The organism is Serratia sp. NA_13, assembly GCF_052691735.1.
Genome location: NZ_JBQZFV010000001.1, coordinates 655341 through 681593 on the forward strand (window position 1 = coordinate 655341; position 26253 = coordinate 681593).

The following is a 26253-nucleotide window of genomic DNA, read 5'->3' on the forward strand; positions in this document are numbered from 1 at the left end:
TGCAATCATTCGGTCATTGCTGGAAATTTGATACCAGGAAGGTTTGTGTTTCCAGGCCGGTTCTGTTATCTCATTGCCGAAGGTGCTGGCCAGCGATGTCAGCGGCATCTCTACGGCATGAATCGAGTGATATCCTTTATGCGACAATTCGGTAATGACTTTGCCCAGTGGGCGGCACCACCCCAAAATCCATGAACCAGGACTACTGTAGGTTTTGCATTCATCACAAATTCCCTCTTTAACCACGCGGAGCCGTTACGCCAGACCCGATAGTCAACATAGCCATGCTTCCAGCGCCATCCGCACCAAGCCAAAACGCCTTATATGCTCCGTTGCATATAGTTCACATCAACAGCAGCAATAGCTACGAATATAACCCTCCGCCATATCCCTTCTGACGTTCCATTCGGCCCAGCTGCTCTGCCAGATTTCCGTGTACATAAGTCTACGAATCAGTAACACCACCACATTAAAACTAGGATTTTTACCTATTACGATCTAAAATCCAACGTAAAAACAAAGAGAAGTAATTTCGACGAAATCAAAAGGGAATTATTCAGTGAAGGAAATGATCTCCATTCTTTGTATCGCAGGCCTGCTGGCGATGCTTTTTTCATGGTTGTTTGTCTACGGCCTCAATATTCATTAGCCTCTTCAAAGATAAAAACCCCGGCATGTGCCCATACCAGGGTTGATAGCGTTAGGTTGAACATACCGCTTCCCTGGGCGATATGCCCGTAAACCATTACTGTTTGGTCTGGATCCAGAATGCGTGGATCAGACCGGGGAAGTAGCCGAGCAGAGTCAGGATAATGTTGAGGATAAACGCCCCGCCGATCCCTTTATCCAGCAGTACACCCAAAGGGGGCAAGATGATGGTAAATACGATTCTCCAAAAGCTCATAATAACGCCTAATTTTGCTTTATAAGACACCAATATATTACATATCCTTAACATTTTCAAATCACGCTCGCTCCAGTCAATCTGATAAAACCGGTAAATTGGTATATATCTACAAATACTGTGGTTATATACCGTTAATAAAAGAAAGAATTAATAAGCGTTGATTATGTGAGGTTGAGCCCTTAAAATTTAAGGCTTAAAAATACAACTGGGATTGGTTTCATGTCGTCGCTGTGGGTAGCAACACAATACTTTTATTTAATTGGCCTGTTAGTTTCTATGATTTTTACCTATCTGGTCAGCCGGGACACCATTAAAATTCGTTTTATCAGTGCATTAACCATTGGCCTGACCTGGCCATTGAGCCTACCGGTAGTGTTGATGTTCTCCTTATTCTAACGCTTGAGAAACCGCCCCGCCAAAAACCAACGGGGCAGTCATGAGCCTTCCCTTAAAAATCGTACCCTACTATCGCCACCACGGAGCGTTCTGCCCCCCAATAGCAATAACCGGTGCCATAACAAGCCGCGACATATTTTCGGTCGGTCAGGTTACTTACATTTAACTGCACATAAGCCCCTTTCAACGATGGATTAACCCGATCCAGATTCATTCGCATCGAAGTATCCACCAGCGTCACCGCAGGAATACGTAGCGTATTTTCGTTATCCGCCCACTGCTTGCCGATATAACGCACCCCAGCCCCCAGATCCACGCCGTAGGAGGTAGCGTATTTGCCCCACAGGGAAGCGATTTTCTCCGGCGCCAGATACGGCGTATTGCCGTTGTTGCCGTCAATTGCATCTTTAAACTTCACCTTGTTATAGGTGTAACCCGCTATCAGATCGAGATGTTCGGTTAACTTGCTGCGAGCCTCCAGTTCAATCCCCTGAGAATGTACTTTTCCGGCAGGCAGATAATAACTTTGCTGCACCACGCGGTTGGCAACGTCATTCTGCGTCAGGTCATACAGTGCCATGCTGTAGATTGATGAACTGCCCGGCGGCTGATATTTCAGGCCCACCTCGTACTGCTCGCTGGTGCTCGGCTTCAGCAAATGGCCGTTTTGATCGGACAGCGTTTCCGGCGTCACCGCCGTGCTATAACTGGCGTAAGGTGAGAAACCGCTGTCAAAGCGGTACAGCAACGAGGCGCGGCCGCTAAAGTTGTCGTCTCGACGTTCATCACTGGTGCCGGTGTTGAGTCCCGCATTTTTGGCCTCCATACGGTCAAAACGGCCAGACAGATTCAGATACCAGTTCTGCAGGCTGATTTCATCCTGCAGATAAACGCCCATCTGTTCATAGTGGCGTCGGGAATCGGTATGCGTCAGGTTGGTCAACCCCGCGCCACCCGACACGCCGGTATAAGGGTTCAATTGAGAGGCGCCGGCAGACTCATCCCACAGGTTATTACGAAAACGCTGGTAATCCAGACCCAGCATCACTCGGTGATCCAGCGGCCCGGTAGCAAAATCGGCTTCCAGTTGGTTGTCGACGGCGAATGCGTCCAGTGAGGTTGCCGAGCCACTGTAATAGCGGTTCAGTAACTGGTGATCCTGATCCCAACCAATCTGATAAACCTGCTGCAGTTCAACGTTAGAATGGGTATAGCTGGCATTCTGGCGGAATGACCAAACGTCGTTAAAACTGTGTGAGAAGGCGTAGCTGTAAATCTGCTCCCAACGTTTGAAGACGTTACGGCTGCTCTCACCATCAAAAAATCCACGCCCCAGTTTGTCACCCGAGCGGGAATAGAGACTGCCATCTGCCGGTACAGCACTGTGATAACCGCCGGAGGGATCCTTTTGCAGGTAAGCTTTCAGTAACAGTGAGGTATTTTCATCTGGTTGCCACAGCAATGACGGCGAAATTGCATAGCGTTCTTCGCGCTGATGGTCATACATGGTATCGCTGCTGCGCGTCATTCCGGTCAGCCGATAAGCCCACTGCTCCGACAAAGGACCGGTCACATCGAAAGCCGCGCCCTTGGTGCTGTTATTACCCGCCGAAAGATTAACCTTTCCCTGTGTAGCAAACTGCGGGCGCTTGGAGGTCAAGGCCACCAGCCCGCCCGGAATGCTCTGCCCATACATCACGGAAGAAGGCCCCTTGATGACGTCAATACGCTCCAGGAACCAGGGATCAACCTGCAAGGCATTATAGCTGCCACCGTCACTTAACAGGCGCAAACCGTCGAGAAAAGTGTTATTGACATCCCCACCGTGGAAACCGCGCAATGCAATGGTGTCATAGCGTGTCGCGCCGCCGGCGAAGTTGGTGAAAACGCCCGGAGTATATTTCAGTGCATCATTAACCGTTTGGGTACTCTGGTCGCTCATTTGTTGGCGTGTCACCACGGAAACAGACTGCGCCGTCAGGATCAGCGGCTGGTCGGTTTTGGTCGCCCCTTGGCTGGTGGTCGCCTGGTAACCCTGAGTCGCAGACTCGGCGGTATCCGCAGGTCTGGCGCTAACCACCAGGGTATCTTCGGCAAGCGAGGTCAACGGCAGGAACATCGCGAGCGCACACAAAACACGCGACCGTTTGACAGGAAAAATCATCTGCATATTGGTAATCCCCGGAAAGTATCATTAAGTCAGCCCCGACCCGCCCCCCATCAGCAGCGCTGGCTGACAAAAGCGCAAAAGTTCTATCGGTGTGCTGTATGTAAAGAAAGGAAATATTAATGATAATTATTATCTTTATCGATAAGGGATTACAAGCATGAGGATACTTTTTCAGCAGGCGAACTAACTGGCCGTAGGCAGAAACCCTGGGCTGATTGCGGAAACTTCGGGTGTTGGTCATCAAACTAATGCCAGCATTTGGCTGGCATACCAACTGGAAGCAATTTGATCTACCTGGTGCCCGTGCTCAACAAGTTCTTCTGACTAACCGGGCATAGAGACGCCGAGCCAACAGCAAAATAAGCACCAGCAGGATATTCGCTATAACCCATAAGGTTAATATGTATATAAAGGTTTGATAGAGGGGGATACCGCGATCGGCGGAAAACGGATTAAAATGCCAGAAGCGAATAATGCTAAAGGGGTTGAGGTTTAACCAATCAAAGAAGAAAGCGACCAGCGCCGGTGGCAGGAAAAAATAGAGTCCCAGAGTGATAATCAGCAGATATATTGCGGAGTTATCGCTTTTATAATCTTTCATATCAATGAATTACCATTATTAACCACATAAAAACACCTTGCATGTTGCCGTGTTCAACAAACCTGGCGAATGCGGCTTAGTTCCAGGTCAGGGGTAAAATAAAGTCTGTTTGGCGTTTAAATTTCATTTAGTTTTTAGGTGGTATAACGCTAGCCAGCTCTGGAGGCTCCAATGATAACGGATTATTGCCCAACCCCGCCAACCCCCAAAAAACTCAAAATCATCTATGGCTGGTATATCTATACTATCTATGCCCAGTTGGTGTTTAATATTTATCTGGCGGTCTATAACGGTTGCGTCAGGCGCCCAATTGAAGCGCCGCTGATCTCCGTATGCCACAGCATTTTCATCGCATTTCTACTTTATCAGGTGCTGAAAAAACGCCCCCATTTCGCCTGGGTGATGCTGGTCTATTATATTCTAATGCGGCTGTACTACGCCAATGTGCTGCACATCGAATTCAATGCATGGAGCCGTGGGTTGGTATTCATTTTTCTGACGCTGCTGCTGGCCGGTACTGTTGCGGTGGGTCAGCTTGCGACACCGCCACTGCGCCAGGATTGGCTGGCACACCTTGGGTGGCGGCAGTGGGCAACGCTGGCGGCATTATCAGGGCTGTTGACGCCGCTTATCACCGCTGATTATTTGAGCTGACAGCCGATTACTTTGGAATATACGGCTCCGAAATATCGACCAGGTGGCACACCTTGGTGTAGTTATTGGATTTCTCACATATTTTATCCGTGACGAAAACACCAAGGTAACTCAACACCAGCAGATAACCCGCCATACACAAAATAAAAATAAGCGTTCTCACCGATAAGACCAACCTGACAACAAAACCCTCAGCATCATACCTTGCTTACCCCGCTTTAGACTATTCCAAAGTATTTCCTAAATCCGCTGGTTATTTTGAGCTCACAAGTGTTATGTTATTACATAACAAGAAAACCCCAAAAGATGCATCAATGGATAACCAAACCTCGCCGTTACTCACCGTAGAACACCTGACGCTGTCGCTTGACGGAGACGTCAAAATTCACGATTTGAATTTTACGCTGTATGCCGGCGAACGTCTGTGTCTGTTGGGTGCATCGGGTTCAGGTAAATCACTCACTGCCGCCGCCATTTTGGGAACGCTGCCGACTGACGCGACAGTCAATGGCTCAATTAGGCTGCAAGGACAAGAACTCGCTGGCCGGCGTTTGCAACGGCACAAACGCCCTGCACTGGCGGCCATCTTTCAGGATCCCTTTACTAGCCTCAATCCCCTGACCCGCGTGGGCGAGCAGTTAATCCTGGCACTACGCGGTCAGAACAACATGAAAAAACAACCGGCACAGCGCTGCGCTGCCGAGTTGCTGGCGGCATTAGGCTTGCCACCAGAGATCATCATGTCACGCTATCCGGGCCAACTGTCTGGCGGACAATGCCAGCGAGTCTGCGCAGCGCTGGCATTGGTGGGTGAGAAAAGCCTGCTAATCGCCGATGAGCCCACCACTGCGTTGGACATGGTCAGCCAACATCAACTGCTCGCTATCCTGAAAGGTTACACCGAACGTCCTCACGCACCGGCATTGCTGTTTATTACTCACGATCTCACCGTTGCCGCCAACCTGTGTCAGCGTGCCATCGTCATGGTGGATGGCAAAATAGTCGAGCAGGGATCGTTCGCACAATTATTGAATCACCCTGCTCACCCCTATACCCGGCAGTTGGTTGCCACAGCGCAGCGTCCAACCTTCAAACAGACATCGCCGTTGAGTCTGGCAGGTTAACGGAGTGAATGGCATGTCAATCAGTGAAACGCTGCCCTTCATCAGCCTGCAGCAAGTCTGCCTCCGATATTCATCACCATCTGACGGACTGAAACCTACCGACCTGAATCTGTACCCTGGGGAGCGCGTCGGGCTGGTAGGTTGCTCCGGCGCGGGGAAATCGACGCTACTCAGGCTGTTGCTGGCATTGGATACAGCAGATGCCGGTCATATCCTGTGCCAGGGCAACGCCGTCCGCCCAACCCCCATGAGCCAGTTGCGCTGGTATCGACGTTTGGTGCAATACGTACCACAAGATGCCCATGCTTCACTTAACCCGCGCCACACCGTGGCCGAGTTGATTATTGCTCCTCTGCGTCAACTGGCACCCTGGCAGGATTTGAGCATTGCCGCTGAACGGGCATTGCGGCAGGTCGAATTGGATGAGCATCTGCTACACGCCCGCCCCGGCCAGCTCTCCGGTGGGCAGGCACAACGGGTGGCGTTGGCGCGTGCTATAGCGTTACAACCCCGTTTTTTAATCGCCGATGAACCGGTCAGCGGTCTGGATCTGCCGCTGCGTCAGCAGATCATCGGCCTGCTCGACAAGCTTACTGGTCAACAAAATATGGGCATGTTGCTTGTCTCTCATGATATTTCACTGGTCGCCGCCCTATGCCAACGAACGTTGGTGATGGCCTGCGGCGCCATCGTGGAAGATCGCCCAACCGATGAACTACTGCGCAGCCCGAGGCATACCGCCACCTGCAAACTGCTGGCTGCAATTCCATCGTTACCCGCCCTTTATCAGCCCTGACATTCTGAGGACCTTTTCATGTTGAATCTGCGCTTTATTGGCCCCACCGGCTGCCTGCTCGCCAGCAGTTTGCTGCTTGGCGGCTGTTTTGATCCTGCCGAACCGAAAGCCAGTGCCGGCGAAGAACGGCGCATCCGGCTGGCCATGCTGCAACCGCCTCGTTCTGGGCTCACGCCGCTCAGCGATGACGCGTTTAAACTTTCGCGCTGGAGCAATACCGAAACGCTGGTGCTGCTGAATGCCAATGGTGATGCCGAACCGGCCTTGGCCACCGAATGGCAGCAAATAGATCAACACCGCTGGCGCTTTGTGTTGCGGCCGGGTGTTAGCTTCCACGACGGCAGTGTGATGACGGCACAGAGCGTCGTGCGCTCACTTTCGGCGGCAATCAACGCCGCGCCAAAACCGCGTATCCTGGACGGCATTGAATTATCAGTCAGCACAGAAGGCGCTCGCGCCGTGATTATCTCCACCGTGGTCCCCGACCCTTTACTTCCGCAACGGCTGTCCAGCCCACAACTGGCTATCCTTGCCGAACGGGCTTACGGTGCTAACGGCGTGGTTAATCCTTTGCTGGCCGGGACCGGCGCTTTTGTACTGACGGAAATCAACGGGACCAGCAGCGCACGATTAAAGCGTTTTGAAGGTTATTGGGGCCAAAAAGCCGCAGCGCCGGGCATCGATGTCAGCTTTGTACCGGACGGCTCCGCCCGTGCTGCTGCCTTGCGCACCGGCAGTGCCGATCTGGTTGAGGCCGTGCCGGTATCACAATTGCCACTGATTGCAGCAGAACTGATCCATGAAGTGCCGATGCCGCGCACCAACACCCTGTACCTGAACACCCGAGTGGGTGCCTTTCGCGATCCGCAGATGCGTGCCGCCGCAGCAGCGGCTATTGAGCGTCAGCCTCTGGTGGACAATGTCTACGAAGGCCGTGCCGATGTCGCCAGCGGGCTGCTTGGACCGGCACTGCCCTGGGCCGCACCATTGCGGCAGCCTCACCCCTTGCGGCCAACCACGACGGTGAAGGGACAAGTAATCACTCTGGCCACCTTCAGCGATCGCGCCGAGTTGCCGGAAGTCGCCGTCTATCTGGCTCAACAGCTCAGCGCGGCAGGCTTTGTGGTGAAACAGGAAGTGCGGGAATATGCGCATATTGAAGCCGATGCGCTGGCGGGTAAATTCGACGCATTTATTCTGTCGCGAGCCACGGTGTTGGACTCTGGCGATCCGCTGGCTTATATGTTCAGCGATTTCGCCTGTCAGGGCTCGTTCAATATCGCCCAGTTGTGCGACCCGCAGGTGGATGCAGCTTTGACCCAGGCTGCCGCCATTGCGGCCGGTGCACAGCGGCGTCAGGCGATCATGGCGGCGGAAAACCGCATACTGGCCACCAATGCCGCGATCCCGCTACTGCATGAACGAGTGATCCAGGGTGAAGCCGCAGGCATGAAGAACGCAGAGCGCGATCCGCGAGAACGCCAACTGGTGACAGTGCGCAGCATGATCGCCAGCGGACAGCCCTGATGCGACTAGCGCAACGGCTATTGCCTCTGGCCTCGCGCCTGTTTGCCCTGCTGGCAATGATATCCCTGATCGGTCTGATGCCCTGGCTATCCGGTCGCGACCCGGCAATTAGCCTGCTGCGTGCTCGTTCGGCCGAACAGGAAGCGACGCCCGAAGCCCTGAATGCCATTCGCCAACGCTTTGGTCTGGACGATGGACCGCTGCTGCTGCTTGGCCGCTGGCTTAATGGCGTATTGCATGGCGACGCCGGTCACTCATGGATCTCCGGTCGTCCGGTACTGGAGGGGCTGTTACAGGCTACCGGGGTTTCTCTGACGTTAATGGGCTATGCGCTGGCGATAGCGCTGTTGGTCGCATTGTTGCTGGCGTTACCAACCCTTTGGCGCGGCTTGCATGGCGAATACCGCCGCCCTGCAGGCGTGTTGGCGGTGGCGCTGACCGCCCTGCCCGAGTTTCTACTGGCCGCGCTGTTACTGATCCTCGGCGCCGTCTGGCTAAACTGGTTTCCCCCCTACGGCTGGCAAAGTTTGCGTCATGTGGTGCTGCCGGCTCTGGCATTGGGTTTACCTGCCGGTGGCCTGCTGGGCCTGTTGTTCAGTGACGGCCTGGCTGCGACCTTATCCGAGCGCTGGTTAATCACCTGGAGCCTGGCCGGTATCCCCCGGTGGCCTTGTCTGCTGGCGGTGTTGCACCGCACGCTACCCGCCTTGTTACCGCAAATCGGTTTGGTGCTGGTTGGGCTTACCGGCGGCGCCATCGCCGTCGAGAAAGTGTTCGCCATTCCCGGTCTGGGCAGAGCGACATTAGGCGCCGCCATCGCACAAGATCTGCCAACGCTGCAGTGCGGCGTTCTGATCTTGTTGCTGATCGCCTTCAGCACCGGTTTTTTGGCACAGGGCGCGCATTATCTGTTGCTGGGTCGGGTAGCGCCAAGTCTGGCCAATTCGACGCCGCCACAGCACAGCGGCAAAGGCAGTTATGTTTTCGCCGCCTTGGCCGCGCTGTTGTTGTGCTGGTTGGTACTGAGCGGGATCATTCGCGATCCACTTTCGTCACTGCATATTCGCCTCCAGCCGCCCAGCCTTGACCTGCCCTTCGGCGCGGATGCCACCGGTCGGGACATTTTGGCACGCGTTGCTTACGGTGCGCTGAATACCAGCCTGCTGGCATTGGCGGTCAGCTTCGCTTCGCTGTTCCTCGGGATCATGTTCGGGCTGATGCCCCGTCTGATGTGCGGAATGATTGAACTGGCCAACGCCACACCACCGATTATCGCAGGCCTGTTAGTGGTTGCCATTAGTGGCCCTTCGGCCCACGGTGCCGCCTGCGCGGTGATGTTGATCAGTTGGGCTCCGCTGGCCGCCCATTGCGCTTCGTTGCTGATGGAAGCCCGCACTCAGCCCTATATCCGCATGCTGCCGGTATTGGGGGTGGGTCGACTGCGTACGTTGACGCATTACCTGCTGCCTGTCTTATGGGGGCCACTTCTGCGCCATGCCATGCTGCGCCTGCCGGGCATTGCGCTGGCGCTGGCCGCCCTGGGTTTCCTTGGCCTGGGTCCACAGCCACCCAGCGCAGAATGGGGGCTGGTGCTGGCGGAAGGCATGCCCTATATCGAACGGGCGCCGTGGGGAGTGCTGGCACCGGCCATGGCCCTGATATTACTGGCGGTGCTCGCGGTAACACTGGCCAATACCGCCGGCAACCGTCGGGGCTGACGGCGCATCCTGGCCCGGTTTGTAGTAATATTATGTGGTACCTCAACCGGCCGGGAGAGCCAATGCACCATCTGATGTTAGATATTGAAACGCTGGATATAAAACCCAGCGCGGTTATCCTGGTGGTCGCTGCGGTATTTTTCGATCCCCAAACCGGGCAGCTCGGCGCGGAGTTTGAAAACGCCGTCAGCAGCCAAAAAGATCAGCCCGGCAGAACCATCAGCCTGGATACCGTCGCCTGGTGGGCGAAACAGTCCGACGAAGCGCGCAAGCTGGCTTTCGGCGGCACAGAAAGCCTCAAACGCGCGCTGACCAACCTGAGCCGATTTATCCATATGAACAGCACCGATAAGGTCAAGGTCTGGGGCAACGGCAAGGAGTTCGATTGCGCCATTCTCGAGCATGCCTTCCAGCAGCTTGAGATGCCCTGTCCGTGGAAGTTTTGGGACACGCAAGATGTGCGCACGGTGATCACCCTCGCAGAAATGCTGGGCTTTAACCCGAAGAAAGAACGGGCATTTGAAGGCACGCCCCATCGGGCCTTGGATGACGCCAAACATCAGGCGCGTTACGTGGCGGATACGGTATCGGCACTTTACTATCGCAAAGCCACTGCGTCATAAATAGAACAGGACTGGCGTACCGGCGGCGAGCCTGGACTTTGCCTCTTTCCATTTAGCGCCAGAATCTCTACTCTAGCCCTCTTTGTCACTCGGATGTGCTGTTTTTGTTATGCAAAAATTTCTGTTTCTGCTTCTTAGCCTGGTGCTGCTCGGCCCATTGGGTATCGATCTCTATCTGCCGACCATTCCCGCCATCGCCGCTGGCCTTAACAGCAGTGAAGCGCTGATTCAGTCCACCATTTCTCTGTTTATTCTGGTGTTGGGCCTCGGCCAGGTTATTGCCGGCCCGCTGGTGGATAACTACGGCCGCAAGCCGGTGGCTCTGGCCGGTATTGTGATTTACATGATTGGCGCGGCAATGGCGGCGCTGGCCACCACGCCAACGATGTTTGTCGCCTCACGCCTGTTGCAGGGTGTGGCGGTCTGCTGTACCGCCGTGGTGGCATTCAGCGGCGTGCGCGATCGGATGAACGGCGACGATGCGGCCCGTGCCTTCGGTTTTCTCAACGGTACGCTGAATATTATTCCTGCTCTGGCCCCCTTGCTGGGTGGGCTGCTGGCAGAAGCCTATGGCTGGCGCGCACCATTCTGGTTCCTGGTGTGTTACTCGCTGGCGGTACTGGTACTGATCGCCCTCCGCCTGCCGGAAACCCGTCCGGCGGACACGGTGCACGTCAAAGGATTGCCGGTGCGACAATATGCCCGCATCGCCTGCGACCGCCGCTTTCTGTCCTTCGCCGTGGTCAACTCCGGTGCCATGGGCATGGCGCTGACCTACGTCTCGCTAGCCCCTAACGTGCTAATGGGAACCGCCGGGCTGACGCCGTTGCAATTCTCGTTGGTGTTTGGCGCCAACGGCTTTTGGATCATGCTGGTGAGTTTTTTCGCCAACCGCATCATTCACAAGGTCGGGCGTCCCGTCTGTCTGGCAACCGGCGGTATCTTGATGGGTATCGGGGCTATTGGGCTACTGCTGGGCGTTTCATTACTGTCTGGTACGGCGCAAAGTCACTGGCTGGCCTATATGCTGCCGGTCGCTTTTGCCTGCGCTGGGCTGGCTTTTGTGATGGGTCCGGCAACCAGTTACGCGCTGGAGCCATATTCCAATGAAGCCGGGGTAGCTTCTGCCTTGGTCGGTTTTGTGCAGATGGCCGGCGGTGCCGCTCTGGGCTTGTTGGCGATGGCGCTGCCGTTGCCGCCCAAGCTGTCACTGGCACTGGTAATGCTGGTGGGTTGCCTGCTGGCGCTGCACGCACGACAGCGCAGCAAGCAAATAAAGGGTCAGTTGAAGAAAATTGCCTGAGGCTTAGGCCTCGGTGATAATTGGCACTCTGGCGGCCAACGCCGTCAGTAATTCATAACCCAGCGTGCCTGCCGCGGCGGCGACATCGTCAACCGGCAGGCGTCGTCCCCACAGCTCCACCTCTGCCCCAATACCCGCATGCGGACAAGGCGTCAGATCGACCACCAGCATATCCATTGAAACCGTGCCTAGCGTTCGTGTCAGCACACCGTCCACCCAGACTGGCGTGCCGGTTTGCGCATGACGCGGATAGCCATCGGCATAACCACAGGCCACCACGCCGATGCGTTGTGCTCCCTCGGCTCGGTAACGCCAGCCATAACCCACCTGATCACCGGATTTCAGCGTTTGAATACCGATAATTTCGCTACTCAGCGTCATGGTAGGTTGCAGACCGCTATCTGCAATATCGCTCCACTGGCCGCTGGGCGAAGCACCATAGAGCACGATGCCCGGCCGCACCCAACTGCCGTGGGTTTGCGGATGCCACAAGGTGGCGGCAGAGTTGGCCAGGCAGCGCGGTGAAGTGATACCCGTCGCCGCCTGCTCAATGGCGGCCATTTGCGCATCGACGCCCTGTGCGCCGTCAGCGGTGGCGAAATGACTCATCAGCGTCAGGCTGGCTATGTTGCCGATCTCCTGGGCCTTCATCCAGGCTGCGTGAAAACGTTCCGGCGTAAACCCCAGACGATTCATGCCGCTGTTCACTTTCAGATAAACATCCAGCGGTGCCGACAGTTTGGCCTCGGCTATCGCCGCCAGTTGCCAGTCGCTGTGTACCGAGGTCGTCAAACGATAGCGGTCCAGCAGGGCCAAATCCTGTGGTTTGAAAAAACCTTCCAGCAGCAAAATCGGTCCTTGCCAGCCGGACTCACGCAGCAAAATGGCTTCGGCAAGATCCAGCAAGGCAAAACCATCGGTCTGCGCCATACTGCGCCAGACATGTTTGATACCGTGACCATAGGCATTGGCCTTGACCACCGACCAGACTTTGGCGGTGGGGGCGAAACGACGGACCACCTGCAGATTATTATCAAAAGCGCCAAGGTGTAACGTAGCGGAAATCGGGCGAGGCATGGGCACTCCTAGGGGCCGGCAAATGCGGTCACGGGCCAACGCCCGTGACAATAACATTATAAATTAGGGTTTTTAACGCGCAGGATGCACATCGTTCAAGGGGCCGGTGTAAAGGCTGCGAAATCCGGCGCTGTAACGTGCCACCCCCAGATCGTCTGAAGGAATGGCCGGAGTGATACCGGAAATCAAATCGGAAAGCAGTTGGCCGGAACCACAGGCCATTGTCCAGCCCAAGGTACCGTGGCCGGTATTCAGGAACAGATTTTTCAGCGAGGTCTTGCCGACAATCGGCGTGCCGTCCGGCGTCATCGGCCGCAAACCGGTCCAGAAGGTCGCGTCTTCTACCCGTCCACCGTTAGGGTAAAGATCGCGAACCACCATCTCCAACGTCTCTCTACGCTTTTGTTCAAGCTGAGTATTGAAACCCACGATTTCCGCCATGCCGCCGACGCGAATACGCTGATCAAAACGGGTAATGGCAATTTTGTAGGTTTCATCCAGCACGGTTGAGAACGGCGCGGCGGACTCATCGGTAATAGGAATGGTCAGCGAGTAGCCTTTCAGCGGATAGACAGGGATCGACACCAGATCGCGCAACAGCGCGGTGGAATAAGAACCAAAGGCCACCACATAGCTGTCGGCTTTGAAAATCTCCCCACCACACTGCACACCGCTGATCTTGTCCCCTTCCACCAACAGACGGTCGACGCTGCGGTTATACAGGAAGGTCACCCCGGCCTGCTGTGCCAGTTTGGCCAGTTGCTGGGTAAAGAGTTGGCAATCGCCGGTTTCATCGTTAGGCAGTTGCAGCCCACCGGTCAGCTTATGCGCCACCTGCGCCAGCGCAGGTTCAACGCTGGCCAACTGACTGGCTTCCAGCAGTTTGTAGGGCACGCCGGCATCTTCCAGCACCGCAATATCTTTGGACGCACTTTCAAACTGTTGCTGGGTACGGAACAGTTGCAGCGTCCCGCCCTGACGGCCTTCGTATTGGATGCCGGTTTCCTGGCGCAGCGCCTTGATACAGTCACGACTGTATTCCGCCAGCCGCACCATACGCCCTTTATTGGTCATGTAGTGTTCGGTATTGCAGTTTTTGAGCATCTGCCACATCCAGCTCAGTTGGAAGCTGCTGCCGTCCAGACGAACCGCCAAAGGTGCATGGCGCTGGAACATCCATTTGACCGCCTTCAAAGGCACACCAGGCGCAGCCCACGGAGCCGCATAGCCCGGAGAGATCTGACCTGCGTTCGCCGCGCTGGTTTCCATAGCCGGGCCGGGTTGACGATCGACAACCGTCACCTCATGCCCCGCTTTCGCCAAATACCAGGCGCTGGCAACACCCACCACTCCACTACCTAAAATTACCACTCGCATCGCTGACTCCAGCTTAAGGCTTCACAAAGCATAATCTTCTGCTCACAGGAAATTAACTCAGTGGAAAAATCCTTCCAACATCTTCGTCATCAAACGTGACAACATTCACAACTAATTTATCGTTCATGGCCGTCTCTTTTGCAATAGCTACCTATAAATAGCGATAAGATGCGGTGAAAGAAGGATTTCAGAGCGAAACACGGGCCGTTATGCAATCAATGATTGCATTGATTGCATCAAGGCAAAGCCAAGAAAGCAACAAGGATTTAACAGAAGATAAAAATGAAACAGCGCCAGTGCAACAGAATAATAAACTAATAAATTACAACCTTACTGATATAACGCTTTGCCGGCGTGAGATTCTGTTCCAGCAGAAAAAACTCAGGGTTAAAGCTCCCCGGTAGCTATCCAGGGGGATCCCGGTGACAGATCGTTGAATTTTTAAGCTTTATATGATTATTACCTCTGCGCAGATTGAGCTACGATTGATACAGGGTCTGCCGTTCGAGCAAGGTCCGTAATAACGAGGGTGCGCTGATGACTACTTCAACACATGATAAGGTCAAGGAAGATAAACGTCTGAGCGATGGACCGGACTGGACGTTCGAGTTGCTACAGGTGTATCTGGAGCATATCGATCGCGTAGCCAAACATTACAAGCTCGACACCTACCCGCATCAGATCGAGGTCATTACCTCAGAGCAGATGATGGACGCTTATTCCAGCGTCGGCATGCCGATTAACTACACCCATTGGTCATTCGGTAAAAAGTTCATCGAGACCGAGCAGCGCTATAAGCATGGGCAGCAGGGCCTGGCCTATGAGATTGTGATCAACTCCAATCCCTGCATCGCCTACCTGATGGAAGAAAACACCATCACCATGCAGGCTTTGGTGATGGCGCACGCCTGCTATGGGCACAATTCCTTCTTCAAGAATAACTACCTGTTCCGCAGTTGGACCGACGCCAGTTCGATTGTCGATTACCTGCTATTCGCCCGCCACTACATCAGTCAGTGCGAAGAGCGCTACGGCGTTGAAGAAGTGGAGAAGCTACTCGACTCTTGCCATGCGTTGATGAACTACGGTGTGGACCGTTACAAACGGCCGCAGAAAATTTCACTGATCGAAGAAACAGCCCGGCAAAAAAGCCGCGAAGAGTACCTGCAAAGCCAGGTAAACACGCTGTGGAAGACCCTGCCACGGGTTGAACGTGAAGAGGCACCGGAGCAGGCGCGCCGCTATCCAAGCGAACCGCAGGAAAACATTCTCTACTTTATGGAAAAAAATGCGCCGCTGCTGGAACCCTGGCAGCGTGAGATTCTGCGTATTGTGCGCAAAGTGAGCCAGTATTTTTATCCGCAGAAACAAACCCAGGTAATGAACGAAGGCTGGGCGACATTCTGGCACTACACCATCCTCAATCATCTGTACGACGAGGGTCGGGTCACCGAACGTTTTATGCTGGAGTTTTTGCACAGCCATACCAACGTGGTGTATCAACCGCCTTACAACAGTCCTTATTACAACGGCATTAACCCTTACGCTCTGGGCTTTGCCATGTTCCAGGACATCAAGCGCATCTGCCAATCGCCGACGGAAGAAGATCGTTACTGGTTCCCGGACATCGCCGGTAAAGACTGGCTGGAAACACTTCACTTCGCCATGCGTGACTTCAAGGATGAAAGCTTTATCAGTCAGTTCCTGTCGCCGAAGATCATGCGTGATTTCCGGCTGTTCACCGTGCTGGACGACGATCGCAATAACTACCTGGAAATAGCCGCGATCCATGATGAAGCCGGTTACCGCGCAATCCGTCAGGAGCTGTCGGCGCAATATAATCTGAGCGATCACGAGCCGAACATACAGATCTGGAATGTAGATTTACGCGGCGACCGTTCATTAACATTGCGTTATATCCCGCAGGATCGCGCGCCGCTGGATAAAAGTCGGCGTGAAGTGCTGAAACACCTGCACCGTCTGTGGGGCTTCGATATTATTTTGGAGCAACAGAACGAAGACGGCAGCGTCGAGCTGCTGGAGCGTTGCCCACCGCGCCCAACACCGCTGTAAGACTCTACAATAACTAAAGGGGTGCCAAATGGCGCCCCTTCAGACTGATGACAAACCTCATTCCTGCCCAGAGCAAGTAGATGCCGATAAATAAAAATCAGGAAAATCAATTTATTGATTTTCGGCTGCTCACCATAAAACAGGAAAAACCACGCTTTTTCCTGTTTTGTCAGCAACCTAAAGGGGCGCCAAATGGCGCCCCTTTTACGTAATGTGGTGTTGAGATTAGCGACGGGCTTCGGTCAGATCGCTTGGCATAGTGCCTTGCATGCTTTGCCAAATGGCGCCGCTATCTTTACCGTAGTTACGCACGCAGTCCATTACCTGATCGTACGACTTCTCATGGCACAGCGTCGACAGCTTGCTATAGAAAGTCAGCGCCAGCTTGCGAGACTCCGGGTTTGAGAAGTAGTAACGGCCAACGCGGGTGTACAAGCCTTTCAGACCGTTAAAGATCAGGCCGTAAATCGGGTTGCCGGAAGCAAACGCCAGACCACGGAAAATTTCGTAGTCCAACAGGTTGAAAGCATCCGCCTGATCTTCCACCTGAGTGGCTTTCGCCAGCACTTCCTGAGCGGCCTCTGGATGGTTACGCACCGCTGCGCGAATAAAGATCGCCGCAATATTGGTGCGCACAGACAGCAGGTTGTCGATCAATTGTGGAACGCTCTGATGGTCGAGGCGTGCCACTGTCTCAAGAATATTGAGGCCTGATGTTTCCCAGAAATTATTTACTTTGGTCGGTTTGCCATGCTGAATGGTCAACCAGCCATCTCGGGCCAGGCGTTGTAAAACTTCACGTAACGTGGTGCGCGTAACACCAATCAGTTCTGAAAGCTCACGCTCCGCGGGCAAAATAGTGCCAGGAGGGAAGCGATTATTCCAGATACTCTCGATAATGTATTCTTCCGCGAAACCGGCAGGACTCTGCGCCTTTATGACCATGTGTTTGACGTTCCGTAGCGACGATAATCAGTAATAGTAGTCGGCTGATCATACCAGATCGCTATTGCATGACCTAGCGTGAGCGAAAAACATTGAACGAAACTGTGCATAAAGTGGCAAAAAACCTGCAAAAACACCGCTTAGAGAAATTTCTCATCGTAAAGTAAGCCCTTATTGCATCTGCCCCGGCGGCATTGTTAGGCTAGTATGAGACAACTTATTTTCAGGACGTGTAACACACAATGGAAACGACCTTACGCAGTGCCTTGGTGAAAAACTTCCTCGGGCAATCACCGGACTGGTACAAACTGGCCATTCTGATTTTCCTGGTGGTCAACCCACTGGTTTTCTTCCTGGTCGATCCGTTCATCGCGGGTTGGCTGTTTGTGGTTGAATTTATCTTTACCCTGGCAATGGCGCTGAAGTGTTACCCACTGCTGCCAGGCGGTCTGCTGGCCATTGAGTCGGTGCTGATTGGCATGACCAGTCCCGATAGAGTGGGTGAAGAAATTGCCCATAATCTGGAAGTACTGCTGTTGCTGATCTTTATGGTGGCGGGCATCTACTTTATGAAGCAGTTGCTGCTGTTCGTCTTCACCAAGCTACTGCTCAATATCCGCTCGAAAATGCTGCTTTCGTTGGCGTTCTGCTTTGCAGCGGCGCTATTGTCAGCCTTCCTCGATGCACTGACGGTAGTGGCGGTGGTCATCAGCGTCGCAACCGGCTTTTACTCTATCTATCACAACGTGGCTTCAAACCGTTCTGACGATAATGTCGACGTCGGTGATGACAGCAGCCTGGCCAGTGACGATCATAAACAGACGCTCGAGCAGTTCCGAGCCTTCCTGCGCAGCCTGCTGATGCATGCTGGCGTCGGTACCGCACTGGGCGGCGTAATGACCATGGTGGGTGAACCGCAGAACCTGATTATCGCCAAAAGCGCCGACTGGGGATTTGTTGACTTCTTCCTGCGTATGGCGCCGGTGACCCTGCCGGTGTTTGTGTGCGGTCTGCTGGTTTGCTTACTGCTCGAACGCTTCAGCGTCTTTGGCTACGGAGCAAAACTGCCGAAGCGCGTACGTGATGTGCTGACCGAATTTGACCGCCAGGCTACCGCCGGACGCAGTAAACAAGAACAGGTCAGATTGGTCATTCAGGCACTGATCGGCATTTGGCTTGTGGTGGCGCTGGCCTTTCATCTGGCGGAAGTGGGCCTGATTGGTCTGTCGGTCATTATCCTCGCCACTTCTCTGTGCGGCGTCACCGATGAACACGCCATCGGCAAGGCATTTCAGGAAGCGCTGCCTTTTACCGCGCTGCTGACGGTATTTTTCACCGTGGTGGCGGTGATTATTGAGCAACACCTGTTTACCCCGATTATTCAGTTTGTTCTGCAAGCGCAACCCTCTTCACAACTGGCGCTGTTTTATCTGTTTAATGGCCTGCTGTCTTCGGTATCTGACAACGTGTTCGTCGGTACGGTATACATCAATGAAGCGCGTACTGCGTTTGAAAACGGTGCGATTTCCCTGAAGCAGTTCGAAATGCTGGCGGTCGCCATTAATACCGGCACCAATCTGCCGTCGGTCGCCACGCCGAATGGCCAGGCGGCTTTCCTGTTCCTGCTGACCTCTGCGCTGGCACCGCTGGTGCGTTTGTCTTACGGGCGGATGGTATGGATGGCTTTACCCTATACTGTGGTATTAACCCTTGTGGGTCTGCTGTGCGTCCAGTTTACCTTGGCACCCATGACTGACCTGCTGACCCAGTGGCATTGGCTGACGCTGCCATCGATTGAAGCCGCGGCTCACTGATCCTGTTAACCCACTCCGCTGTCAGCGACTATTTTTGTGCTGAATCAGGCTCAGGTAGCTGGCAGCAGAGTTGAATTGGTTTACACTGCCAGTTCAATTGCTTACTGCATGGAAGAATAAATATATGTTGCAATTCTTTAACCGCTGCTCGCAGGGGCGCGGTGCTTGGCTGCTGATGGCCCTGACTGCGCTGGTGCTGGAATTGGTTGCTCTCTATTTTCAGCACGTAATGCTGCTGCAACCCTGTGTGATGTGCATTTACGAACGCTGCGCGCTGTTTGGTATTCTTGGCGCCTCGCTGCTCGGTGCCATAGCACCGAAAACACCACTACGTTATGCCGCGATCCTGCTATGGATTTACAGCGCCTGGGAAGGCCTGCAATTGGCCTGGAAGCACACCATGATCCAACTGCATCCTTCACCGTTTAATACCTGTGATTTCTTTGTCAGTTTCCCATCCTGGCTGCCGCTGGATAAGTGGCTGCCAGCCGTGTTTCACGCATCAGGTGACTGTTCCGTGCGCCAATGGGAGTTCCTGACTCTGGAAATGCCACAGTGGTTGGTTGGGATCTTCACGGCCTATCTGATGTTCGCCATCATCGTATTGGCTGCGCAGTTTGTTCGTCCGCGTCGCCGTGACCTGTTTGGTCGTTAAGCATGCCCGAATAAAAAACGGCGCCTTAGGGCGCCATTTTTTATGGATTTGCGAATATTTTTCAGAGATATAGTTATATTAGGTGTGCGTAAGGTAGTAAACGAGCACTATCAGCGCCCCAGCCACGGCAAACAAACGTATCATTTTCATTATTTTACTCTCGGAACTTAGCGTGAGAACGGTCAAATTACCTAACCTTTTGTATAAAAAGAAGCATCCGGGCAACATTTGGCATGTAATTTACATAACATTAAGTTAGAGAGGAAAAAAGCCTTATTCGCGCGATGACAACCTCACTTTTCCAGTTTGGAATCGTACTATAGCCGAACGACTTATCTGCTCTCACTCGCCTTATACAAAAAAACTCATCATAGTGATGCATTATTGCATCGATATTTTGATGAAGTTTTACCGCGAAAACCTTATAGTATCCGCAAGTTAGTATTAACGATTTCCCTGGTGTTGTTGTGTGTCTTGCCCCTCTTCTTTGCAGGGGCTTTTTTCATTTAGCGTCCCTACCAGTGCTTGTTCAAACTAACAAGGGCCGGAAACTGCCACTACAAGTCTGATGGGGTTAAGACTATCACCTCAACCCAGCCACTAAAAACCCGCCGAAGCGGGTTCATTTTTTAGCTGTTCCAGCTTCAATTTCAAATCTGGAAGGTCGATGATCTCTTGTGATGACTTGGTTTTATACCTGTCGTCATATCTTGCAACTGCTGTTTGCGCTGAAAGCAGGTGTTTGATTATCCTGTCACCATAAATGCCGCTAAAACCATTGGGCTCATTCACATACAAGATATCACCATCAACTACAATGCTCCCTGTTCTAAGAATAGACTGGTCAGGGAATGTAATTTTATAGTGACCGTCAATCTGTCTGATTGTCAGTATACCATTGTGAATAAATTCCCTACTGTCATCTACTTTCCAATCTGCGGCACTTACCGTGTTGGCTAATAAAAGCAAAAAAAACAATGCAGGCTTCCTCATTCTTATCTCCCTATAAGAAGTTAACTCCTATCGCGCCCAGTCTGGCTTATTCATTATGTGGTCCTGCCAGTCCACCACTTCACTTTCACGTACCGCAATATGCCGCACCGTAATGCGCTCACCGTGCATTGCCGCTTTGGAACCGCTAACCAGTGGGTGCCAGGAAAACAACGGTTTGCCTTCGCCAATCAGGCGATATGCGCAGGTCGGTGGCAGCCAGTCAAATGTCGTGAGGTTCTCACGTGTCAACTTGATGCAGTCCTCTTCCAGCTCAAATCGACGTTCATAGTTGCGGCACTGGCACGATTTAATATTCAGCTGGTCACAGGCTACGTTGGTGAAATAAATCTCGTCGGTATCTTCGTCGATCAGCTTATTCAGACAGCATTGCCCACAACCGTCGCACAAAGATTCCCACTCTTGTTCTGACATTTCTGCCAGCGTTTTTTGTTGCCAAAAAGGGGTTTGTGACATGTTCGCGTCCGGTATAGGTAAATGAATAGATAACCTGCGTACAGGTTTTGAGGGTGCACTATATAGATATCCCAGCCAAATGGAAAGGCTGAAAACACAATATAATCATAGCGATAACAACATATGCGCTTAAAAAAAATGCCATTTAAAACAACGGCATTCAACCTTCAGCACCGTAACTATAAGCCGACGGTGGTTTGCTTCCTGCGGATAAAAACACGGCTTTTATCGCTTAATTATACGTACAAATCACAAGCCTATCACCTTTTCGTTTTGCACCAGGATTATTGCCTGGCAACTCTGCAACTTACCGCTAAGATTCATCTTATAACGCACGATTTGCCGCCAAACACGACATAATCCTGCTATGTTTAATGTTCGCCTTTGATAACCGAGATAGGGAGCCGAGTATGTTTGGAAAAGCAGAAGACAAGGTCAATGAAGCTGCCGGTGCCGTTGAAGAAGCCTTTGGTAAGGCAACGGACGCACCGGATCATCAGGTTAAAGGCGCAGCCCGCAAATATGCCTCTCAGGCCAGCTACGCGGCTCGCGATGCGGCTGATACGGTGCGGACTCAGGTTGAATCCAACCCACTTGCCGGTGTGGCTATCGCCGCTGCCGTCGGGATTGTTTTCGGTTTCTTGCTGGGCCGTAAATAAGTACTTTGCCCACCCCTGACCGAAGAAAAAGACAAAAGGCCCCGAGGGGCCTTTCAGACTGATGACAAACCTCATTCCTGCCCAAAGCGAGTAGAGGCCGATAAATAAAAATCAGGAAAATCAATTTATTGATTTTCGGCTGCTCACCACAAAGCAGGAAAAACCACGCTTTTTCCTGCTTTGTCAGCAACCTAAAAGGCCCCGAGGGGCCTTTTTTAGTGGGTCTTGCCTGGCATTAAATCACGCGAGTCGTTAATGATTTACCGTTGAGCGTGATTTTCAGCATGTCGCCTGAGCTCATCGGGCCAACGCCTTGCGGAGTACCGGTAAGAATAATGTCTCCAGCGCGCAGCGTGAAGAAGCGGCTCATATAGCTGATCAGCGGCAGGATCGGGGTAATCATATCGCGAGTATTGCCCTGCTGACGCACCTGGTCATTGACCGTCAGTGTCAGCTCGGCATTTTGCGGATCGCCAAACTCTGCCACCGGAATAAAACCGGAGATAGGGCAGGAGCCGTCAAAACCCTTGGCTTTTTCCCAGGGCTGCCCCGCCTTCTTGAAACCCGCCTGCAGCTCACGCAGCGTCAAATCAAGCGCAACACCGTAACCGGCGATGGCTCGAGCCACCCGATCTTCATTAGCCTGTTTTAACGGCGTGCCGATCAACACCGCCAGTTCAACTTCATGATGTACCGAACCGAACTCTTTGGGGATCGCCACCGGCTGGCGGATATCGCACAGCGCCGTTTCAGGCTTGATAAACACTACCGGCTCTGCCGAGGTCGCACTCCCCATTTCCTTTATATGATCGGCGTAGTTACTGCCTACACAAACCACTTTGTTTACCGGAAAATCAAGTAATGAACCCTGCCAGTCTCTATGTTGATACATACCGCTTCTCCCTACAATCATGTCGGGGCTTAGCTTGCTAAACCCGTTATCCCACGCGCGGGTGGAGGTACTCTGGCCCTGACTTATTGCCCGATACCGTCAGCCATCATACCCACACCGATGGCAAAATAGTAAGAGCGATTCCAGTGCATGATCGTGCGAAAATTGTCATAAACCATGAACGCCCGGCCCTGCATGCCATCCGGCGTAATCACCCAACTGCGCAGGGTAGAATGCGGCAAAGGTGAACCATTTGCACGGCGCACGCCACGCTTTTGCCATTCATTGACGCTGTGGGCCTGGCTAACTTTCAGCCCCAGGTTCTCGCTGCTGAAACCGGCAGGCAGTATAACTTCCCTGCCCCAGCCCACGCCCGGTTGCCAACCTTCACGCGACAGATAACGGGCCGTAGAGGCAAACACATCGTCAACGTTGTTCCAGATATCAATACGGCCATCGCCATCACCATCCGCCGCATAGTTCAGGAATGAAGTCGGCATAAACTGGCACTGGCCCATCGCACCGGCCCAGGAGCCTTTCAATTGTTCGCGACTGACATGCCCCTGTTCGAGGATCTGCAGTGCTGCCATGAGCTGTTGGCTGAAGAAGGCTTCACGACGACCTTCAAACGCCAGTGTAGCCAGCGCAGATATCACATCCTCACGCCCCTGGATTTTGCCGAAGGCGCTTTCCATCCCCCACAGCGCCACCACATAACGCCCAGGAACACCGTAGTGAGCGGTAACGCGAGACAGCTGGGGTTGATATTGCCGGTAAAGAGCACGGCCCTGCGCGATTTTGGCCGGTGGCAATACGCGTTTTAGATAATCATCCAGAGTTATTTTCTTTTCCGGCTGATTGCGGTCTGCCTTGATCACTCGATCGACAAAATGCACGTTGGCAAAAGCACTGTCGACGATAGCCGGGCTAATGCCCTGCGCCAGCGCCTGACGTTTCAGTTGTTCAATATAGGCTGGGAACTGTGCCGGATCGCGACCGGTTTCAGCCAACGTGCTTTGTGCTGGCGCAGCAGTTGTGACTGGTGAAGCGACCTGTGCCATCAGTTGCGGACAGACGCCAGTTCCCAGTGCCAGCAGAACCACTATCGCTGTCTTCGCCGACTCTCTCATCACCCAGCTCCTTTGTCAGTTTGGGGTTACTGATCCAGAGTAGCCCCTGCACACCAACGACGGTTATTTTTTGTCGTCAGACAAGTGCTGTTTTAATAAATTTTCCAGAGGCGGTGGAACCTGCAGATAAAACCCTTCTTCTTTCAGGGCCTCTTTCACTTTCTCAATATCTGCCGAGGCTAATTTCTCCCGTCCCTCAAGAGAAAGCACCATTGCCAATTGCGGCGTGCCGAAACTTTTCAGCAGATCTTCCGGTACTCGGGAGAAATCGTCTTTTTTTTCGACATAAAGATAAGTTTGATCGCGTTTCGAGCTTCTATAGATCACACAAAGCATGTTTTTAACTCTATTTAATTGGGGCAGCGTCTTGCCTGGATATAACTCTGACTATAACATGCTTATAGTACTTCGGAATATCGCACCCCGATTGGTATTCCGGGGATTTAAAGTTGCTGAGACTGAGTCAGGATAGATGTCACAATCGCCAATTGAGCTAAAAGGCAGCAGTTTTACCCTATCGGTTGTTCATTTGTATAATTCGGAACCCGAGGTAATACGTCAGGCGTTACAAGAAAAAGTCGAGCAAGCGCCCGCTTTTTTGAAAAATGCCCCTGTTGTTATCAACGTTGCAACGCTGAACGGCGACGCAAACTGGAAAGAACTTCAACAGGCTGTCACGGCAGCAGGGCTGCGCGTTGTGGGCATCAGCGGTTGCAGAGATGAGCGGCAAAAACGTGCAATAGCCCGTGCCGGGCTGCCGTTATTGAACGAAGGCAAAGGCCAGAAGATGGCTACCCCGGAATCGGCGCCCGCGTCAGCTCCGGCGGTGGATCCCAACGCCCCCGCCAAGACGCGCATCATTAGTACCCCTGTTCGTTCCGGCCAACAGATTTATGCCCGCAACAGCGATCTGATCGTGACCAGCAGCGTCAGCGCCGGCGCTGAATTAATTGCCGACGGCAATATTCACGTTTACGGCATGATGCGCGGTCGTGCGCTGGCTGGTGCTTCAGGTGATACACAGTGCCAGATTTTTTGCACGCACCTGGGTGCTGAGCTAGTCTCTATCGCAGGGCAGTACTGGTTGAGCGACCAAATCCCGTCCGACTATGTCGGGCAGGCAGTACGACTCAGCCTGTTGGATAACGCTTTAACCATACAACCTTTAAATTAAGCCCTTTTGACAAGGAATCCATTTCATGGCACGCATTATTGTTGTTACATCGGGTAAAGGGGGCGTTGGCAAGACCACTTCAAGCGCGGCCATCGCTACCGGCCTGGCCCAAAAAGGTAAGAAAACCGTGGTGATCGATTTTGATATCGGTCTGCGGAATCTTGACCTGATCATGGGCTGTGAACGCCGGGTTGTTTATGATTTCGTTAACGTCATTCAGGGTGATGCCACGCTGAACCAGGCGTTGATCAAAGACAAGCGCACCGATAACCTGTTTATCCTGCCAGCTTCGCAAACGCGCGATAAAGACGCGCTGACCCGTGAAGGCGTTGAAAAGATCCTCAACGATTTGGGCGAGATGGATTTTGACTTCGTGGTCTGTGACTCTCCTGCAGGTATCGAAACCGGCGCGCTGATGGCCCTGTACTTCGCAGACGAAGCCATCATCACCACCAACCCGGAAGTTTCCTCAGTACGTGACTCCGACCGTATCCTGGGCATTTTGTCGTCCAAATCCCGTCGCGCTGAAAGAGGCGAGTCGGCGATTAAGGAACACCTGCTACTGACTCGCTATAACCCGGGCCGCGTGAGCCGTGGCGATATGCTGAGCATGGAAGACGTCCTGGAAATCCTGCGCATTCCACTGGTCGGCGTTATCCCGGAAGACCAGTCCGTGCTGCGGGCCTCCAACCAGGGTGAACCGGTGATCCTTGATGCCGAATCAGACGCCGGCAAGGCCTATGATGACACCGTTAGCCGCTTGTTAGGGGAAGAACGCCCCTTCCGCTTCATTGAAGAAGAGAAGAAGGGTTTCCTGAAACGCCTTTTTGGGGGATAAACCATGGCATTACTAGACTTCTTTCTGTCCCGCAAAAAGCAGACAGCCAATATAGCCAAGGAACGGCTGCAGATTATCGTCGCGGAGCGTCGTCGGGGGGACAGTGAGCCCCCGTATCTGCCTGATTTGAAACGCGATATTCTGGCGGTAATTTGCAAATACATTCAAATCGACCCTGAAATGCTGCACGTGCAGTTTGAGCAGAAAGGGGACGATATTTCGGTGCTTGAACTCAACGTGACATTACCGGAATCGGAAGAAGTAACTAAATGAGTGTGACGCATTAATTACCCCCTGTGTATTTTATACAGGGGGTGACTGTATGCATAACCA

At 53.1% G+C, this 26253-nt stretch carries 27 protein-coding genes; 16 read left to right on the plus strand and 11 right to left on the minus strand.

Going from position 1 to position 26253, the window contains the following annotated elements; genetic code table 11:
* Positions 1-745 precede the first annotated feature (745 nt).
* Positions 746-904 (minus strand): YqaE/Pmp3 family membrane protein, encoded by a 159-nt coding sequence (locus tag ACUTSU_RS03015; RefSeq protein ID WP_006322621.1) that lies wholly within the window; start codon positions 902-904, stop codon positions 746-748.
* 222 nt (positions 905-1126) lie between these two features.
* On the opposite strand from ACUTSU_RS03015, the gene ACUTSU_RS03020 reads away from it, so the two are divergent.
* Complete coding sequence (locus ACUTSU_RS03020) at positions 1127-1303, plus strand: GhoT/OrtT family toxin (RefSeq protein ID WP_012145459.1); 177 nt, start codon at positions 1127-1129, stop codon at positions 1301-1303.
* A 52-nt stretch (positions 1304-1355) separates the two neighbouring features.
* Here ACUTSU_RS03020 and ACUTSU_RS03025 read toward each other — a convergent pair whose 3' ends face one another.
* Positions 1356-3473: a TonB-dependent siderophore receptor gene (locus ACUTSU_RS03025; protein WP_445653747.1), complete on the minus strand. Its 2118-nt coding sequence runs from the start codon at positions 3471-3473 to the stop codon at positions 1356-1358.
* A 307-nt stretch (positions 3474-3780) separates the two neighbouring features.
* Positions 3781-4074 (minus strand): hypothetical protein, encoded by a 294-nt coding sequence (locus ACUTSU_RS03030; RefSeq protein ID WP_445653748.1) that lies wholly within the window; start codon positions 4072-4074, stop codon positions 3781-3783.
* Between the two features lie 171 nt (positions 4075-4245).
* Here ACUTSU_RS03030 and ACUTSU_RS03035 point away from each other — a divergent pair, with 171 nt between their 5' ends.
* From ACUTSU_RS03035 to ACUTSU_RS03065, 7 genes are all read left to right on the plus strand, one after another.
* Complete coding sequence (locus tag ACUTSU_RS03035) at positions 4246-4728, plus strand: hypothetical protein (protein WP_445653749.1); 483 nt, start codon at positions 4246-4248, stop codon at positions 4726-4728.
* 314 nt (positions 4729-5042) lie between these two features.
* Positions 5043-5852, plus strand: coding sequence for an ATP-binding cassette domain-containing protein (locus tag ACUTSU_RS03040; protein WP_445650678.1), 810 nt, complete (start codon positions 5043-5045; stop codon positions 5850-5852).
* A gap of 13 nt (positions 5853-5865) precedes the next feature.
* On the plus strand, positions 5866-6648 hold the full coding sequence (locus ACUTSU_RS03045; protein ID WP_445650677.1) for an ABC transporter ATP-binding protein: 783 nt from the start codon (positions 5866-5868) through the stop codon (positions 6646-6648).
* A gap of 18 nt (positions 6649-6666) precedes the next feature.
* A complete protein-coding gene (locus ACUTSU_RS03050) occupies positions 6667-8175 on the plus strand; it encodes an ABC transporter substrate-binding protein (protein WP_445653750.1) in 1509 nt (502 codons plus the stop codon).
* A complete protein-coding gene (locus tag ACUTSU_RS03055) occupies positions 8175-9893 on the plus strand; it encodes an ABC transporter permease subunit (protein ID WP_445653751.1) in 1719 nt (572 codons plus the stop codon). Before ACUTSU_RS03050 ends, ACUTSU_RS03055 begins: the two co-directional genes overlap by 1 nt.
* 62 nt (positions 9894-9955) lie before the next feature.
* Positions 9956-10516: a 3'-5' exonuclease gene (locus ACUTSU_RS03060; protein ID WP_445650674.1), complete on the plus strand. Its 561-nt coding sequence runs from the start codon at positions 9956-9958 to the stop codon at positions 10514-10516.
* A gap of 109 nt (positions 10517-10625) precedes the next feature.
* On the plus strand, positions 10626-11819 hold the full coding sequence (locus ACUTSU_RS03065; protein WP_445650673.1) for a multidrug effflux MFS transporter: 1194 nt from the start codon (positions 10626-10628) through the stop codon (positions 11817-11819).
* Positions 11820-11822: 3 nt separating this feature from the next.
* On the opposite strand, the gene dadX is transcribed toward ACUTSU_RS03065, so the two are convergent.
* Positions 11823-12896, minus strand: a complete 1074-nt coding sequence (gene dadX / locus ACUTSU_RS03070; RefSeq protein WP_445650672.1) for a catabolic alanine racemase DadX — start codon at positions 12894-12896, stop codon at positions 11823-11825.
* 72 nt (positions 12897-12968) lie between these two features.
* Positions 12969-14273 carry a D-amino acid dehydrogenase gene (locus ACUTSU_RS03075; protein ID WP_445650671.1) on the minus strand — a complete coding sequence of 435 codons (1305 nt, stop codon included), beginning with the start codon at positions 14271-14273 and terminating at the stop codon, positions 12969-12971.
* A gap of 173 nt (positions 14274-14446) precedes the next feature.
* Here ACUTSU_RS03075 and ACUTSU_RS03080 point away from each other — a divergent pair, with 173 nt between their 5' ends.
* Both ACUTSU_RS03080 and ACUTSU_RS03085 read left to right on the plus strand, forming a co-directional pair.
* Positions 14447-14677 carry a hypothetical protein gene (locus ACUTSU_RS03080; protein WP_445653752.1) on the plus strand — a complete coding sequence of 77 codons (231 nt, stop codon included), beginning with the start codon at positions 14447-14449 and terminating at the stop codon, positions 14675-14677.
* Between the two features lie 133 nt (positions 14678-14810).
* A complete protein-coding gene (locus ACUTSU_RS03085) occupies positions 14811-16346 on the plus strand; it encodes a SpoVR family protein (protein ID WP_153860174.1) in 1536 nt (511 codons plus the stop codon).
* Between the two features lie 225 nt (positions 16347-16571).
* Here the strand turns inward: ACUTSU_RS03085 and fadR are convergent, their stop codons facing one another.
* On the minus strand, positions 16572-17291 hold the full coding sequence (gene fadR / locus ACUTSU_RS03090; protein WP_012145472.1) for a fatty acid metabolism transcriptional regulator FadR: 720 nt from the start codon (positions 17289-17291) through the stop codon (positions 16572-16574).
* Between the two features lie 242 nt (positions 17292-17533).
* Here fadR and nhaB point away from each other — a divergent pair, with 242 nt between their 5' ends.
* Both nhaB and dsbB read left to right on the plus strand, forming a co-directional pair.
* Positions 17534-19105, plus strand: a complete 1572-nt coding sequence (gene nhaB, locus ACUTSU_RS03095; protein ID WP_445653753.1) for a sodium/proton antiporter NhaB — start codon at positions 17534-17536, stop codon at positions 19103-19105.
* A 124-nt stretch (positions 19106-19229) separates the two neighbouring features.
* Complete coding sequence (gene dsbB / locus ACUTSU_RS03100) at positions 19230-19760, plus strand: disulfide bond formation protein DsbB (protein ID WP_445650669.1); 531 nt, start codon at positions 19230-19232, stop codon at positions 19758-19760.
* A gap of 600 nt (positions 19761-20360) precedes the next feature.
* On the opposite strand, the gene ACUTSU_RS03105 is transcribed toward dsbB, so the two are convergent.
* On the minus strand, positions 20361-20753 hold the full coding sequence (locus ACUTSU_RS03105) for a hypothetical protein (protein ID WP_445650668.1): 393 nt from the start codon (positions 20751-20753) through the stop codon (positions 20361-20363).
* A gap of 27 nt (positions 20754-20780) precedes the next feature.
* Positions 20781-21227 carry a YcgN family cysteine cluster protein gene (locus ACUTSU_RS03110; RefSeq protein ID WP_261092079.1) on the minus strand — a complete coding sequence of 149 codons (447 nt, stop codon included), beginning with the start codon at positions 21225-21227 and terminating at the stop codon, positions 20781-20783.
* A gap of 410 nt (positions 21228-21637) precedes the next feature.
* On the opposite strand from ACUTSU_RS03110, the gene ACUTSU_RS03115 reads away from it, so the two are divergent.
* On the plus strand, positions 21638-21886 hold the full coding sequence (locus ACUTSU_RS03115; RefSeq protein WP_445650667.1) for a glycine zipper domain-containing protein: 249 nt from the start codon (positions 21638-21640) through the stop codon (positions 21884-21886).
* Between the two features lie 235 nt (positions 21887-22121).
* On the opposite strand, the gene ACUTSU_RS03120 is transcribed toward ACUTSU_RS03115, so the two are convergent.
* From ACUTSU_RS03120 to ACUTSU_RS03130, 3 genes are all read right to left on the minus strand, one after another.
* Positions 22122-22778 (minus strand): fumarylacetoacetate hydrolase family protein, encoded by a 657-nt coding sequence (locus ACUTSU_RS03120; protein WP_445650666.1) that lies wholly within the window; start codon positions 22776-22778, stop codon positions 22122-22124.
* An 83-nt stretch (positions 22779-22861) separates the two neighbouring features.
* Positions 22862-23839: a lytic murein transglycosylase gene (locus tag ACUTSU_RS03125; RefSeq protein ID WP_445650745.1), complete on the minus strand. Its 978-nt coding sequence runs from the start codon at positions 23837-23839 to the stop codon at positions 22862-22864.
* A 132-nt stretch (positions 23840-23971) separates the two neighbouring features.
* The gene (locus tag ACUTSU_RS03130) at positions 23972-24244 is read right to left on the minus strand and encodes a YcgL domain-containing protein (protein WP_012145479.1); all 273 of its coding nucleotides are present in this window, start codon (positions 24242-24244) and stop codon (positions 23972-23974) included.
* 136 nt (positions 24245-24380) lie between these two features.
* Between ACUTSU_RS03130 and minC the strand changes: the two genes are divergently transcribed.
* Genes minC through minE form a run of 3 tightly spaced genes read left to right on the plus strand, consistent with a single transcriptional unit; the run spans position 24381 to position 26193 of the window.
* Positions 24381-25082 (plus strand): septum site-determining protein MinC, encoded by a 702-nt coding sequence (gene minC, locus ACUTSU_RS03135; protein WP_445650665.1) that lies wholly within the window; start codon positions 24381-24383, stop codon positions 25080-25082.
* A 25-nt stretch (positions 25083-25107) separates the two neighbouring features.
* Positions 25108-25920, plus strand: coding sequence for a septum site-determining protein MinD (gene minD, locus ACUTSU_RS03140; protein ID WP_135316866.1), 813 nt, complete (start codon positions 25108-25110; stop codon positions 25918-25920).
* A gap of 3 nt (positions 25921-25923) precedes the next feature.
* Positions 25924-26193: a cell division topological specificity factor MinE gene (gene minE, locus ACUTSU_RS03145; protein WP_012145482.1), complete on the plus strand. Its 270-nt coding sequence runs from the start codon at positions 25924-25926 to the stop codon at positions 26191-26193.
* Positions 26194-26253: the final 60 nt, after the last annotated feature.